This window comes from Chelativorans alearensis, assembly GCF_010993735.1.
Taxonomy (GTDB): Bacteria; Pseudomonadota; Alphaproteobacteria; order Rhizobiales; family Rhizobiaceae; genus Chelativorans; species Chelativorans alearense.
This window is the reverse complement of record NZ_WQNI01000009.1, coordinates 143,474-157,705: the sequence shown is the minus strand read 5'-3', so window position 1 is coordinate 157,705 and position 14,232 is coordinate 143,474. Positions and strand designations below refer to the sequence as shown.

Genomic DNA, 14,232 nt, shown 5'->3' with positions numbered 1-14,232 from the left:
GAAACGCCCTGCGCACGCATATTCACCGGGCGGGTTCAATCGAAGACTATCATGGGGCGAGGCAGGCAGGCATGCAATTCATCGATCTCGGCGCGCAGCGCGAACGCATAAAGGGCCGGCTCGAGAAGAGGCTGGCCAAGGTTCTGGCCGAGGGCCGCTACATCCTCGGGCCGGAGGTCGCCGAGTTCGAGGAGAAGATCGCCGACTATATCGGCGTGAAGCATGCGGTCGCCTGCGCCAACGGCACCGACGCGCTTCTCATGCCGCTGATGGCGTTCGGCATCGGCCCGGGCGACGCCGTCTTCTGCCCGAGCTTCACCTTCGCCGCGACGGCGGAAGTGGTGGCGCTTACGGGCGCGGCGCCGGTCTTCGTCGATATCGACCCCGACAGCTACAACATCGACCTTGAAAGCCTGGAGGCGGCGATCGCCCATGTGCGCGAGGAAGGCCGCCTGACGCCGAAGGCGATCATCCCCGTCGATCTCTTCGGCCTTGCCGCCGAGTACAACGGTATCGCCAGGATCGCCGAGCGCGAAGGACTGCGCATCGTCGAGGACGCGGCGCAGGCGACCGGCGGTTCCTACGGCAACACCATGTGCGGTGCCTTCGGCGATGTCGCCGGCACCAGCTTCTATCCGGCCAAGCCCCTCGGCTGCTACGGCGACGGCGGCGCCATGTTCACCAACGATGCGGACCTTGCCGAGGTGCTGCGCTCGGTCGCCTTCCATGGCAAGGGCGAGAGCCAGTACGACAATGTGCGCATCGGCCTTAACTCGCGGCTCGACACGCTGCAGGCGGCGATCCTCATCGAAAAGCTCGCCATCCTGCCGGAGGAGATGGACCTGCGCCAGGAAGTCGCAGCGCGCTATCATGAGATGCTGGGCGACGTGGTGAAGGTACCCTCGGTACCGGCCGGAAGCCGCTCCGCATGGGCGCAGTATGCGATCGAGACACCTGCGCGCGACGTCGTGCGCGCCAGCCTCAGGGAAGAGGGCATCCCGTCCGTCGTCTACTACGAGAAGCCCCTGCACCTGCAGGAGGCCTATGCCGCCTATCCGCGCGCACCGAAGGGGCTGCCCGTTTCGGAAAGCCTGCCGGAGCGCATCTTGTGCCTGCCCATGCATCCCTATCTTTCCAAGGCCGATCAGGAGCGTGTCGCTGCTGTCGTTCGCCAGGCGGTGAAGGGAGCTTGAATGCCGGGCCGGACATGCAATCAGACCGATTTTCGAGTGCTCCGGAAGAACATTCCGCATTCCGCGCGAACGGCGCAAAACGCGCATCGGCAGATGGAACCTATTGGGTAACCTCGCCTTGAGGAGCACAGAACCGTCATGTTATGTCCACAGTCTTGGTGTTGCACTGCAACATAGTGGCGGGCAACTTATCAAAGGGTCAGGAACATATGCCGGCACCACTTACGCATCTCCAGCGCCTTGAGGCAGAGTCGATCCACATTATGCGTGAGGTCGCGGCGAGCTTTTCCAAGCCGGTCATGCTTTATTCGATCGGCAAGGATTCTTCCGTCCTCCTTCATCTGGCGATGAAGGCTTTTTACCCGGCCAAGCCGCCGTTTCCCTTCCTCCATGTGGACACCACCTGGAAGTTCCGCGAGATGATCGCCTTCCGCGACCGCATGGCGGCCGAGCTCGGCTTCGATCTGCTGGTGCACATCAACGAGGACGGCGTGCGCGACGGCATCGGCCCGTTTACCCACGGCTCCAACGTCCATACCCACGTGATGAAGACGGTTGCGCTGCGCCAGGCACTCGACAAATACGGCTTCGACGCGGCCTTTGGCGGCGCCCGCCGCGACGAGGAGAAGAGCCGGGCCAAGGAGCGCATCTTCTCCTTCCGCAATTCAAGCCATGGCTGGGACCCGAAGAACCAGCGCCCGGAGATGTGGAAGATCTACAACACGCGCATCGCCCAAGGAGAGTCGATCCGCGTCTTCCCGCTGTCCAACTGGACCGAGCTCGATATCTGGCAATACATCCTGCAGGAGAACATCCCCATCGTGCCGCTCTATTTCGCCAAGAAGCGGCCCGTGGTCGACCGCGGCGGCATGACGATCCTGGTGGACGACGACCGGCTCAAGTTGCAGCCTGACGAAAAAATTGAAGAGCGCAAGGTACGCTTCCGCACACTTGGCTGCTATCCGTTGACCGGCGCGATCGACTCCGACGCCGAGACCCTGGAAGGCATCGTCGCTGAAATGCTTACCGCGCGCACCTCCGAGCGCCAGGGCCGGCTGATCGACCGCGACGAAACAGGGTCGATGGAGAAGAAAAAGCGGGAAGGGTACTTCTGATGCTGAAGATCGACGAGGCCGTTCTTCCAGACACCGAGACCGCCGATATCCGCACCTATCTGGCGAGCCAGGAGAGGAAGACGCTGCTGCGTTTCCTCACCTGCGGCTCGGTGGACGACGGCAAGTCGACGCTGATCGGCCGGCTTCTCTACGATACTAAACTGATTTTTGAAGATCAGCTCGCAACCCTCGAGCAGGACTCGAAAAAACACGGCACAACCGGCGACGACATCGACCTCGCCCTTCTGGTCGACGGCCTTGAGGAAGAGCGTCAACAGGGTATCACCATCGACGTCGCCTACCGTTTTTTCGCGACGCCGAAGCGCAAGTTCATCGTCGCCGACACGCCGGGCCACGAGCAGTACACCCGCAACATGGCCACCGGCGCCTCCAGTGCAGACCTTGCGGTGGTGCTGGTCGATGCGCGGCAGGGCGTGCTGGCGCAGACGCGCCGCCACTCCATCATCGCCTCGCTCCTGGGCATCCGCCACATCGTGCTGGCGGTGAACAAGATCGATCTCGTCGACTTCGACGAGGGGGTCTTCAAGCGGATCGTGGCGGAGTACGAGGCCTTCTCCAAGGATCTCGGCTTTGCCTCGGTCGTGCCCATTCCGATGTCGGCGCGCTATGGCGACAACGTCACGCGGGCGTCGGACAAGACGCCCTGGTACACCGGGCCCTCGCTCGTCGACCATCTGGAGACGGTGGATGTCGAGGGCGATGTGGCCGAACGCCCGTTCCGCTTTCCGGTGCAATACGTGAACCGGCCGAACCACGAGTTCCGCGGCTTTGCGGGGACGGTGGCTTCCGGCTCCATCGCCGTCGGCGACGACGTGGTGGTGGCCAAGTCGGGCAAGCGCTCGCGCGTCAAGCGCATCGCCACCTATGACGGCGACCGGGAGCGCGCGTCGGAGGGCGAGGCGGTGACGCTGCTGCTCGACGACGAGGTGGAGGTTTCGCGCGGCAACATGCTGGTGGCGCCGAATGCCCGCCCGCACGTGGCCGACCAACTCGCGGCCAATGTCGTATGGTTCGACGAGCATCCGCTTCTTCCCGGCCGCATGTACCTGTTGCGGACGGAGACGGACCAGGTGAACGCCACCGTCAGCCACCTGAAGCACCGCACCAACGTCAACAATTTCGCCCACGAGGCGGCGAAATCCCTCGAACTGAATGAGGTCGGCGTCTGCAATTTCTCGCTCCAGGCGCCGATTGCCTTTGATTCCTTCGAGGAAAACCGCACCACCGGCGCCTTCGTGCTGATCGACCGGCTGACCAATGCCACCGTCGGCGCCGGCATGATCCTGCACCCCTTGCGCCGGGCGGCCAATATCCATTGGCAGGCGCTGGACGTGACCAAGGCGTCGCGGTCGGAACTGAAGCATCAGAAGCCCGCTGTCCTGTGGTTCACCGGCCTTTCGGGTTCCGGCAAGTCGACCATTGCCAACCTTCTGGAAAAAAAGCTGCATGCGGCCGGCCGCCACACCTACATCCTCGACGGCGACAACGTGCGTCACGGGCTCAACCGCGACCTCGGCTTCACCGAGGAAGACCGGGTGGAAAACATCCGCCGCGTCGCCGAGGTGGCCCGCCTGATGGCCGAGGCGGGGCTGATCGTGCTGGTCTCCTTCATCTCGCCTTTCCGGGCCGAGCGCCGGATGGCGCGCGACCTGATGGAGGAAGGCGAGTTCATCGAAGTCTTCGTCGATACGCCGTTCGAAGAGTGCGCCAAGCGCGACCCCAAGGGGCTCTACGCCCGCGCGCTCAGGGGTGAGATCAAGAACTTCACCGGCGTCGATTCACCCTACGAGGTGCCGGAATTGGCCGATGTTCACCTGCCCACGGTGGACCGCTCGCCCGAAGACCTGGCGGAAGAATTGGAAACCTGGCTTAAGGAGCGCGGCTATTGCTGAGCGGAGAGGCAACGCGGCTGCTGGACGACGAAGCGGCCCTTCTGACGCTGTTCGAGGATCTTGCACTCGCCGCCGGGCGCGCGATCATGGAGCATTACGAGGCCGGCGTCAGCGTCGAGGAGAAGGCTGACGCCTCGCCGGTGACCGAAGCCGACCGTGCGGCCGAGCGCATCATCCTTACGGGACTGCGCGCCACGCTCGCCGGCGCGCCTTGCGTGTCGGAAGAAGAAGCCTCCGGCGGCGTCCTGCCGGTTTGCGGCGACGACGGCTTTCTGCTGGTGGACCCGCTCGACGGCACGCGCGAGTTCATTGGCCGCCGGCCCGACTTCACGGTCAACATCGCTCTGGTGAAGGAGGGAGCGCCGGTGGCCGGCGTCGTCTACGCACCGGCGCGCGGCGTTCTTTATTCCGGCCGTCCGGGTGCGGCGTTCGAGGCCGAGACCCGCGACGGCAAATCGATCGCCAGCCGCCGCCAGATCAGCGCCCGCCCGGCGCGCACGCCGCCGTCGATCGTTGCCAGCCGTTCCCATTCGACACCGGAAACGGAAGCCTTCATCGCCCGCTATCCGGGGGCCGAGACCGTCTCCGTCGGCTCGTCCCTGAAATTCTGCATGCTCGCCCGCGGCGACGCGGATCTCTACCCGCGCTTCGGCCGCACGATGCAGTGGGATACGGCGGCCGGCGATGCCGTGCTCAGGGCGGCGGGCGGACGCACGCTGACGCTGGAGGGTGAGCTGTTCACCTACGGCCCGAAGGGCGGCGAGGGGCTGGAGGCGTTTGCCAATCCGTTCTTCATCGCCGAGGGGCGGGCGGCCGAGTAAGGCGCCCGCGATGCCCCTCAAAGCTCCTCCCGCCACGGCGGGTTGGCGCCTGCACGCGAGACCGTTACCGCCGCGACGCGGGCGGCGAAGCCAAGCGCCTCGCGCACCGCATCCTCGCGCAGGTTGGCGATGCTTTCCTTGTTCAGGCAGCCCGCCTCGCGCAGGGCGGCGAGCACGCCGGCGTTGAAGGCGTCGCCGGCACCCACCGTGTCGACCACCGGGACCTGCACCGCCTCCATCGTCACGGTCCCGCCGTTCCAGAAGGCGACGGCCCCCTTGGCGCCGCTTGTCACGATGACGAGCTTCGTGCCCGCCTGAAGCAGGCCGTGCGCCGCCTCTTCGTGTGAGGGCGCCTCGCCGAACCAGGCGAGGTCCTCCTCCGAAATCTTCACGATGTCCGCTATTCCCATCATGCGCCGCATGCGCGCCTTGTGGGCCTCGGCATCCTTGACGAAGACCGGCCTTATATTGGGGTCGAGCATGGTGAGGCGGGCCGAGCTCTCGCGCGCCATCAGCGCCTCGTAGGTGGCTCCGCAGGGCTCGGTGGCGAGGCTGATCCCGCCGAAAAGAAGCGCCTCCACATCATCCTTCAGCCGCGGCAGATCCGCTTCCGTGAGCATGCGCCCCGCCGAATTCTCGTCGTAGAAGAAGTAGCTCGCATGGCCATCGCTAAGGCTGACGAAGGCGAGGGTGGTGGGGAGGCTGGAGATTTGGGCGTAGGCGAGGTCTACCCGGCTTTTCCGCAGCGCCTCCTGCAGGCGGCTGCCGAACAGATCATCGGAAAGGCCAGAGAAGAACGACACGGGCGCGCCGAGCCGCCCGAGCGCCAGGGCGCTATTGAAGACCGAGCCGCCGGCATGGGGGGCGAAGGCGCTTTCGCCGTCGGCCGTCTTACGCGGCAGCATGTCGATCAGCGCTTCACCGCAGCACAGGATCATCGTCGTTCCTCCCGGAATGTGGAAATCGGATGCGGGTCATATGGCAGATTGCGCGCCGACGAGGAAGCGCTCGGCGAGCGGCAGGCTGGCGCCGCCGAGCGCGCGCGCGTGCCGGCCCACCGTGCCCTCGCGCACGGCGGGGAGCCTCAAGCCCTCCGAGTCGAGCGTGGCGAGGTGGCGCGCCGTGCGCGCAACGACCTCCGCGCGCACGGAAAGCGGCAACCAGCCGTCGATGACGGCGGCCTGGAAATCGATGACGGCCGAAGCGGCAAGGATGGCGTGGGCGAGGCCCCGGGCGGCGCCTTCCATCCAGCGCTCCAGGTCGTCGCCGAGTTCCCCCCAGTCGTCCGGCGAGGTCCACAGATGGGTGGCGTCCTCCCCGCGCGCGACGATCGCCTTTTCGAGCACGCTGATGGAGGCGACGTCGATGAGCTGCCGCGTTCTGCCGTCGGGGCCGGGCACGGGCATGGAGCCGAGTGCGCCTGCGTTTCCCGTGCGGCCGGTGAAAAGCCGTCCGCCGAGCGCAATGCCGCCGCCGACGAAGGCGCCGAGGTAGAAATAGATGAAGTCGTCCCGGGTCGGCGGGTTGCCGAAGACGAGCTCCGCCCCGCAAGCCGACGTGGCGTCGTTCTGCAGATAGACGGGGAAGGGGCAGCGCTCGGCAAAGGCGGCGCGGATATCGGTGTTGCGCCAGCCGTCCATGGCGCCCGGCGGCGCGCCCGCCGCATCGGCCCAGCTCCACAATTCGAACGGCATGGCGATGCCGAGGCCGGCGACGCGCTCCCAGGTGCGGCGATCGGCGCTCTCGGCGACTTCCGCCAGATCCTCCGTCACGAAACGGATCGTCTCCTCCGGCGTCGGATAGGCGTAGGAATGCTGGCGCATGCGGCGGATCGTGCCGCGAAAGTCAATCAGCGCCAACTCGGAGCTGCGCCGGCCGATCTTCAGGCCCAGGAAGAAGGCGCCGTCGGGATTGAGGCTCATGGGGATGGAAGGCTGGCCCACCTTGCCGCGCTGCGGGCTGCCGCGCACCAGAAGCGCCTCGGCCTCCAGCCCGCGCATGATGACGGAGACGGTCTGCGCCGAAAGCCCGGTCATGCGGGCGATCTCGGTCTTGGCGAGGCTGCCGTGCTGGCGCAGGAGCGACAGCACCAGGCGCTCGTTGTAGTCGCGCATGCCGCTCTGGTTGGTGCCCAGATTCGGGCGCGGCGTTCGCGCGCCGTCGCTTTCCCTCGCAAAACCGCCTTCCAAGCCCGTTCCCTTCCTCCCGGCGTACTTTTGCGGGCACAATGCGGCGCAGCAAGCGATGAGTCAATAAATAAATAAATGTGATTTATCTATTGACAGGCCGTCCCACCTTCTGTTTTCTGGTCGTCACGTGATCGGCCGCCATAGGATCGACACGTGTTCATGGCGTCGTCGAACGCCAACTTGCTTCTCGGGAGGATACCGTGACCAAACACGCGCTATTGAAGACCACCGCGCTCGCCCTTGCCGGCGCCGGCTTTCTCGGCCTTGCACAGCCCGCCGCCGCACAGGATGTGGGCGCATGCCTGATTACCAAGACCGACATCAACCCCTTCTTCGTGAAGATGAAGGAGGGCGCCACCGCCAAGGCGGAGGAACTGGGCATTTCGCTGTCCACCTTCGCCGGCAAAGTCGACGGCGACCACGAAACCCAGGTCCAGGCGGTCGAGACCTGCATCGCCTCGGGCGCCAAGGGCATCCTGCTCACGGCCTCCGACACCAAGGCCATGGTGCCGGTGGTCAAGAAGGCGCGCGACGCCGGCGTTCTGGTGATCGCGCTCGACACGCCGCTGGAGCCCATCGACGCGGCCGACGCCACCTTCGCCACGGATAATTTCAAGGCCGGCGAGCTGATCGGCCAGTGGGCCGCGGCGACGTTGGGCGATGCGGCGGCGGACGCCAAGATCGCCATGCTCGACCTGACGCCCAGCCAGCCCTCGGTGGATGTGCTGCGCGACCAGGGCTTCATGACCGGCTTCGGCATCGAAACCGGGGACGCCGACCGCATCGGCGACGAGGACGACCCGCGTATCGTCGGCCACGACATCACCAACGGCAACGAGGAAGGCGGCCGCAAGGCCATGGAAAACCTTCTCCAGCGCGACCCGGACGTCAACGTCGTCTACACTATCAACGAACCCGCCGCCGCCGGCGCCTACGAAGCCCTGCAATCCTTCGGCAAGACCGAGGGCGTGCTCGTCGTTTCCATCGACGGCGGCTGCCCGGGCGTGCAGAACGTCAAGGAGGGCATCATCGGCGCCACGTCGCAGCAATATCCGCTGCTCATGGCTTCGCTGGGCATCGAGGCGATCGCCAAGTTCGCCGAGACCGGCGAGAAGCCGGAGCCGACGCCCGGCCTCGACTTCTTCGACACCGGCGTGACGCTGGTCACCGACCAGCCGGTGGAGGGCGTGGAGTCGATCGGCACCGACGAAGGTCTCGAGCGCTGCTGGGGCTAATCGTTCCTATAGGACGGGGGGTATGCGGAGCGGCCCCGAGGCCGCTCCGCGACGTTCCCGTTTGACGGCAACGCTTTTTCTCCTCACGATGAGTGCAACACGATGGGAGGATCGACGATGAGCGAGGCGGGCGGCGCCGCGCGCGGAAAGCAGGAGTTCGAGGACGGGCTGGAGAAGGGCGACGCCAGCGTCGCCGCCTTCGAAAGCCACGAAAAGACGGTCCTCGACCGGCTGCAGCATTTCCTGCACGGCAATCCGACGATGGTGCCGGTGATCGTGCTCCTGCTGAGCATCGCCGTCTTCGGCTTTGTCGCCGGCGGCAACTTCTTCAGCGCCTTCAACCTGTCGCTCGTCATGCAGCAGGTCTCCATCATCGGCATCCTTGCCGCTGCCCAGAGCCTGGTAATCCTCACCGCCGGCATCGACCTTTCGGTCGGCGCAAGCATGGTTCTGGTCTCCGTCATCATGGGCAATCTGGCGGTCAAGATGGGGTTCCCCGCGCCGCTGGCAATCGGCGTGGGCTTCGTGTGCGGCATGCTGGCGGGAACGCTCAACGGATTTCTCGTCACGCGCGTGAAACTGCCGCCCTTCATCGTCACGCTGGGCACGTGGAATATCTTCTTCGCGCTCAACCTGTGGCTCTCCGGCGCCCAGTCGATCCGCAGCCAGGATATCGACGCGACGGCCCCCTTGCTGAAATGGTTCGGCGAGAGCATCCGCATCGGCGGAGCCCAGTTCACTTACGGTTCCATCCTGATGGTGCTCATCTTCGCGGTGCTCTGGTATGTGCTCAACCGCACGGCCTGGGGCAGGCATGTCTATGCGGTGGGCGACGACAAGGAAGCGGCGGAGCTTTCCGGCATCCGCACCAACCGCACGTTGGTGCAGGTCTACGCCGTCGCCGGCCTCGTCTGCGCCATCGGCGCCTGGGCCTCGATCGGCCGCGTCGGCTCGGTCTCGCCGCAGAGCTTCCAGGAGGCGAACCTCCAGTCAATCACCGCCGTCGTCATCGGCGGCATCTCGCTGTTCGGCGGGCGCGGCTCCATCGTCGGCCCCCTCGTTGGCGCTCTCATCGTCGGCGTGTTCAACTCCGGCTTGAGGCTCGCCGGCGTCGACGTCTTGTGGCAGGTCTTCGCCATCGGCTGGCTGACGATCATCGCCGTGGCGCTGGACCAATGGATCAGAAAGGTGTCGGCATGAGCACCGAACCCATCCTCACCGCCCGCGGCCTCGTCAAGCACTACGGCCGCGTGGTGGCCCTCAACCAGGCCGATTTCGACCTTTACCCGGGCGAGATCCTTGCCGTCATCGGCGACAACGGTGCCGGCAAGTCGACCCTCATCAAGGCCATCTCCGGTGCCATACATCCCGACGAGGGCGAGATCCGGCTGGACGGCGAGCCCATCCACTTCCGCTCGCCGCTGGAGGCGCGGGAGGCCGGCATCGAGACCGTCTACCAGACGCTGGCATTGTCGCCGGCGCTCTCCATCGCCGACAACATGTTCCTGGGCCGGGAAATCCGCAAATCGGGCTTCATGGGCCGCTGGTTCCGCTCGCTGGACCGCGAGGCGATGGAGCGGATCGCCCGCGAAAAACTTTCCGATCTCGGCCTGATGACCATCCAGAACATCAGCCAGGCGGTGGAGACGCTGTCGGGCGGCCAGCGCCAAGGCGTGGCCGTGGCACGCGCCGCCGCCTTCGGCTCCAAGGTCATCATCATGGACGAGCCGACCGCGGCGCTGGGCGTCAAGGAATCGCGCCGCGTGCTCGATTTGATCCAGGACGTGCGCTCGCGCGGCATGCCCATCGTGCTCATCTCGCACAACATGCCGCACGTTTTTGAGGTCGCCGACCGCATCCACGTCCACCGACTCGGCCGCCGCCTGTGCGTGATCGATCCGAAGGACTACACGATGTCGGATGCCGTGGCCTTCATGACGGGAGCGAAGGAGCCGCCGGCGGAGGCGCTGGCTGCATAGCGGCCCTGTCTCAAGGATTACTCCCCTCGCGCCAACTCCTGCGACACGAGCTCCCTGAGCCGGCTGGCCAGCGGCGACAGCCGCCGGCTCCTGAGCGACAGGAGGTGATAGGGCGCCACGACGATCGGCTCGTGGATCGGCAGCACCGCTAGCCCGAGCCCGCCCCCATTGCCGCGAAGCAACTCCGAGACCTCGCGGGACAGCGGGGCGATGGCGTCCGACGTCATCAGGAGCGCGATCATGGCGAGCAGCGAGGTCGTGTTGATGATGCTGCGGGGCAGGGCGGCGCCCGCCCCCAGGAACGCGTCCTCCACCGCCACCCGCACCGGCGCCCCCACCGATTGCATGACCCATTCGAAGCCGCCGAGATCGGCGATGGAGGCCGCGTTTGTGCCGGCAAGCGGATGGTTCTTGCGCACGACGAGGTCGACCGTCTCGACGCGACCGCGGGCGATGATGAAGTCGCGCGGGTCGTAAGGCGGGGGCACGCGGCCCAGGACGAAGTCGAAATGGCCTGCCAGAAGATCGCGGATGAGCGCCTCGCTCGGCGCCACGTCGATATGCACATCGGCGTTGGGCGAGGCGGCCTTCAACTTCTGGATGGCCGGCATGACGTAGCCGACCGCCGCTCCGGTGACGGCGCCCACGCGCACGCGCCCGCCCTTGCCGAGCTTGTACTCGTCGACCTCCAGCATCGTCTCGCGCAGCTCGGTCAGCAGCGTGTCGGCATGGCGGACGATCATGCGCCCGACCTCGGTCGCGCTCATGCCGCGGGCATGCCGCTCGAACAGCGGCGCGCCGACGATCGTCTCGATCTGCGTCAGCATGCGCGAGGCAGCAGGCTGGGTCATGGAAAGGGAGGCGGCGGCGGGGCTGAGCTGCCCGTGCTCGGCGATTGCCGCGACCAGGCGGAAATGGCTGAGCTTCAGCCGAGAACGGGGATCGGAGACCATGGGAGGAAGGTATACCACTTATGCTATGCAGAAGAACAAAAAATGCATTTGATTGGTATAACCCTCCTCTCATAGTTTGGCGCCCGGATCAGGGGATCCGCTCGTTCTTGAAAAACGCCATCGGGTGCGGTCAGATGCGGGTGCATTGGGCCGAGCCCTTTGGTCATGGGAGGAATTCAATGAGAAAAATCACATCCGTCTTCGCCTCGCTCGCGCTCGGGGCAACCCTCTTCGCGGGCGCCGCGGAGGCGCAGGACAAGGGTTATGTCGGTATCGCCATGCCCACCAAGTCTTCGGCGCGCTGGATCTCCGACGGCGGCTCGATGGTCGAGCAGTTCGAGGCGGCCGGCTACACCACCGACCTGCAATACGCCGAGGACGACATCCCGAACCAGCTCGCCCAGATCGAGAACATGATCACCAAGGGCGTCAACGTACTGGTGATTGCGGCCATCGACGGCACCACGCTTTCCAACGCGCTGGAGAATGCCAATGCGGCCGACATCAAGGTGATCGCCTATGACCGCCTGATCCGCGACAGCGAATATGTCGATTATTACGCCACGTTCGACAACTTCAAGGTCGGCGTGCAGCAGGCGACGTCGCTGGTCAACGGCCTGAAGGAGCGCTTCCCCGACGAGAAGCCCTGGAACGTCGAATTGTTCGGCGGCTCGCCCGACGACAACAACGCCTACTTCTTCTACAACGGCGGCATGTCCGTGCTGCAGCCGCTGATCGATTCCGGCGACATCGTCGTCGTCTCCGGCCAGGAAGGCATGGACACGGTCGGCACGCTGCGCTGGGACGGCGCGGTGGCGCAGTCGCGCATGGACAACCTTCTGTCCGCCCACTACACGGACAAGCAGCTGCACGGCGTCCTTTCGCCCTATGACGGCCTGTCGATCGGCATCCTGTCGTCGCTGAAGGGTGTCGGCTACGGCTCGGGCGACCTCGAAATGCCGATCGTCTCCGGCCAGGACGCCGAGGTCCCCTCGGTGAAGTCGATCCTCGCCGGCGAGCAGTACTCCACCATCTTCAAGGACACGCGCGAGCTTGCCCGTGTCACCGTCGGCATGGTGGATGCGCTCCTGCAGGGCAGCGAGCCGGAGATCAACGACACGGAGACCTATGACAACGGCGTCAAGGTCGTGCCGTCCTACCTGCTCGAGCCGATGCTGGTCGACGCCAGCAATTGGGAAGAGGCTCTGATCGGCTCCGGTTACTACACCGAAGACCAGGTGAAGTAAGAACAAGACAGGAAAAATGGCCCGCCCGTTCGAACGGGCGGGCCGCCTTGATGAAGAACATTCACATGCAAGCCATTTTGGAGATGCAGGGCATCACCAAGAGCTTTCCCGGCGTGAAGGCTCTGGACGACGTGAACCTGACGGTGGCGCGCGGCGAGATCCACGCGCTGGTGGGCGAGAACGGCGCCGGCAAGTCCACGCTGATGAAGGTTTTGAGCGGGGTCTATCCGCACGGATCCTATGACGGCGACATCGTCTTCGAGGGGAAATCCGTCGCATTTTCCGGCATCTCCGACAGCGAGCGCGACGGCATCATCATCATCCACCAGGAACTGGCGCTGGTGCCGCTCCTGTCGATCGCGGAAAATATCTTTCTCGGCAACGAGATCGCCAAGGGCGGTATCGTGGACTGGCCGGAGACGAACGCACGCACCGAAGAGCTCCTGAAGACTGTCGGTCTCAGGGAAAAACCGGTCACGCGCGTCGACGCGCTGGGCGTCGGCAAGCAGCAGCTCGTGGAGATCGCCAAGGCGCTGTCCAAGAAGGTGAAGCTCTTGATCCTCGACGAGCCGACGGCGGCACTCCAGGAGAACGACAGCCAGAAGCTTCTCGACCTGCTGCTCGAACTGAAGGCGGAAGGCATCTCCTCCGTCCTCATCTCGCACAAGCTCAACGAGGTCAGCCGCGTCGCCGATTCCATCACGGTGTTGCGCGACGGAAAGACGGTCTCCACCCTCGACTGCCATTCCCAGAAGATCAGCGAGGAGCGGATCATCCGCGACATGGTGGGCCGCGACATGGCGCACCGATACCCCGAGCGCACGCCCGAGATCGGCGAAACGCTGCTCGAGGTGGCCGATTGGAACGTCTGGCACCCGTTGCAGACGGAGCGCCAGGTGATCCGCGACGCCTCCTTCCGCGTGGCCGCGGGCGAGGTGGTCGGCATTGCCGGTCTTATGGGCTCCGGCCGCACCGAGCTTGCCATGAGCCTGTTCGGCAAGAGCTATGGCCGCAACATCTCCGGCACGGTGAAGCTGCGCGGCAAGGAGATCGACGTCTCCACCGTCGGCCGTGCCGTTGCCAACGGGCTCGCCTACGTTACCGAGGACCGCAAGGCGCTGGGCCTCGTTCTGGAAGAGGACGTCATGCGCAACACCACGCTCGCCAACCTGGCGCGGGTGTCGAGGAACGGCGTCATCGACAACGCCGAGGAGCGCCAGGTGGCCGAGCGCTACCGCAAGGCCCTCGGCGTGCGCACGCCCTCGGTGTTTCAGAAGGTGATGAACCTTTCGGGCGGCAACCAGCAGAAGGTCGTGCTCTCCAAGTGGCTGTTCACGGAGCCGGACGTGCTCATCCTCGACGAGCCGACCCGCGGCATCGACGTCGGCGCGAAGTTCGAGATCTATACCATCATCAACGAGCTCGCGGGGCAGGGGAAGGGGGTCGTCATGATCTCTTCCGAAATGCCGGAACTGCTCGGCATGTGCGACCGCATCTACGTCATGAACGAGGGTGCGATCGCCGGCGAGCTTGCGGGCAGTGAAGCGAACCAGGAAAAGATCATGTCGATGATCGTGAGGTCCTAGG

General features: G+C 65.3%; 12 protein-coding genes. 9 read left to right on the top strand and 3 right to left on the bottom strand.

Annotated features, from left to right (window positions below; all coding sequences use genetic code 11):
* The first annotated feature begins 71 nt into the window (after positions 1-71).
* The 4 genes from GPJ75_RS14890 to cysQ all read left to right on the top strand — a co-directional run bounded on the left by GPJ75_RS14890 (position 72) and on the right by cysQ (position 5,042).
* Positions 72-1,193 carry a DegT/DnrJ/EryC1/StrS family aminotransferase gene (locus GPJ75_RS14890; RefSeq protein WP_163269109.1) on the top strand — a complete coding sequence of 374 codons (1,122 nt, stop codon included), beginning with the start codon at positions 72-74 and terminating at the stop codon, positions 1,191-1,193.
* Between the two features lie 209 nt (positions 1,194-1,402).
* Positions 1,403-2,308: a sulfate adenylyltransferase subunit CysD gene (gene cysD, locus GPJ75_RS14885; RefSeq protein WP_163269108.1), complete on the top strand. Its 906-nt coding sequence runs from the start codon at positions 1,403-1,405 to the stop codon at positions 2,306-2,308.
* The gene (gene cysN / locus GPJ75_RS14880; RefSeq protein WP_163269107.1) at positions 2,308-4,221 is read left to right on the top strand and encodes a sulfate adenylyltransferase subunit CysN; all 1,914 of its coding nucleotides are present in this window, start codon (positions 2,308-2,310) and stop codon (positions 4,219-4,221) included. Before cysD ends, cysN begins: the two co-directional genes overlap by 1 nt.
* Positions 4,215-5,042 carry a 3'(2'),5'-bisphosphate nucleotidase CysQ gene (gene cysQ / locus GPJ75_RS14875; RefSeq protein ID WP_281354798.1) on the top strand — a complete coding sequence of 276 codons (828 nt, stop codon included), beginning with the start codon at positions 4,215-4,217 and terminating at the stop codon, positions 5,040-5,042. Before cysN ends, cysQ begins: the two co-directional genes overlap by 7 nt.
* A 17-nt stretch (positions 5,043-5,059) precedes the next feature.
* Here the strand turns inward: cysQ and GPJ75_RS14870 are convergent, their stop codons facing one another.
* A complete protein-coding gene (locus GPJ75_RS14870; protein ID WP_163269106.1) occupies positions 5,060-5,980 on the bottom strand; it encodes a carbohydrate kinase family protein in 921 nt (306 codons plus the stop codon).
* A gap of 36 nt (positions 5,981-6,016) precedes the next feature.
* Positions 6,017-7,231 carry an ROK family transcriptional regulator gene (locus tag GPJ75_RS14865; RefSeq protein ID WP_425483158.1) on the bottom strand — a complete coding sequence of 405 codons (1,215 nt, stop codon included), beginning with the start codon at positions 7,229-7,231 and terminating at the stop codon, positions 6,017-6,019.
* 218 nt (positions 7,232-7,449) lie between these two features.
* Here GPJ75_RS14865 and GPJ75_RS14860 point away from each other — a divergent pair, with 218 nt between their 5' ends.
* The 3 genes from GPJ75_RS14860 to GPJ75_RS14850 all read left to right on the top strand — a co-directional run bounded on the left by GPJ75_RS14860 (position 7,450) and on the right by GPJ75_RS14850 (position 10,445).
* On the top strand, positions 7,450-8,466 hold the full coding sequence (locus GPJ75_RS14860) for a sugar ABC transporter substrate-binding protein (protein WP_163269320.1): 1,017 nt from the start codon (positions 7,450-7,452) through the stop codon (positions 8,464-8,466).
* Positions 8,467-8,583: 117 nt separating this feature from the next.
* Positions 8,584-9,666 (top strand): ABC transporter permease, encoded by a 1,083-nt coding sequence (locus GPJ75_RS14855; RefSeq protein ID WP_163269105.1) that lies wholly within the window; start codon positions 8,584-8,586, stop codon positions 9,664-9,666.
* On the top strand, positions 9,663-10,445 hold the full coding sequence (locus tag GPJ75_RS14850) for an ATP-binding cassette domain-containing protein (RefSeq protein WP_163269104.1): 783 nt from the start codon (positions 9,663-9,665) through the stop codon (positions 10,443-10,445). Before GPJ75_RS14855 ends, GPJ75_RS14850 begins: the two co-directional genes overlap by 4 nt.
* 17 nt (positions 10,446-10,462) lie before the next feature.
* Here the strand turns inward: GPJ75_RS14850 and GPJ75_RS14845 are convergent, their stop codons facing one another.
* Complete coding sequence (locus tag GPJ75_RS14845; RefSeq protein WP_163269103.1) at positions 10,463-11,398, bottom strand: LysR family transcriptional regulator; 936 nt, start codon at positions 11,396-11,398, stop codon at positions 10,463-10,465.
* 179 nt (positions 11,399-11,577) lie between these two features.
* Between GPJ75_RS14845 and chvE the strand changes: the two genes are divergently transcribed.
* A complete protein-coding gene (gene chvE, locus GPJ75_RS14840) occupies positions 11,578-12,645 on the top strand; it encodes a multiple monosaccharide ABC transporter substrate-binding protein (RefSeq protein ID WP_163269102.1) in 1,068 nt (355 codons plus the stop codon).
* 65 nt (positions 12,646-12,710) lie between these two features.
* Positions 12,711-14,231 carry a multiple monosaccharide ABC transporter ATP-binding protein gene (gene mmsA / locus GPJ75_RS14835; protein ID WP_163269101.1) on the top strand — a complete coding sequence of 507 codons (1,521 nt, stop codon included), beginning with the start codon at positions 12,711-12,713 and terminating at the stop codon, positions 14,229-14,231.
* Position 14,232: the final 1 nt, after the last annotated feature.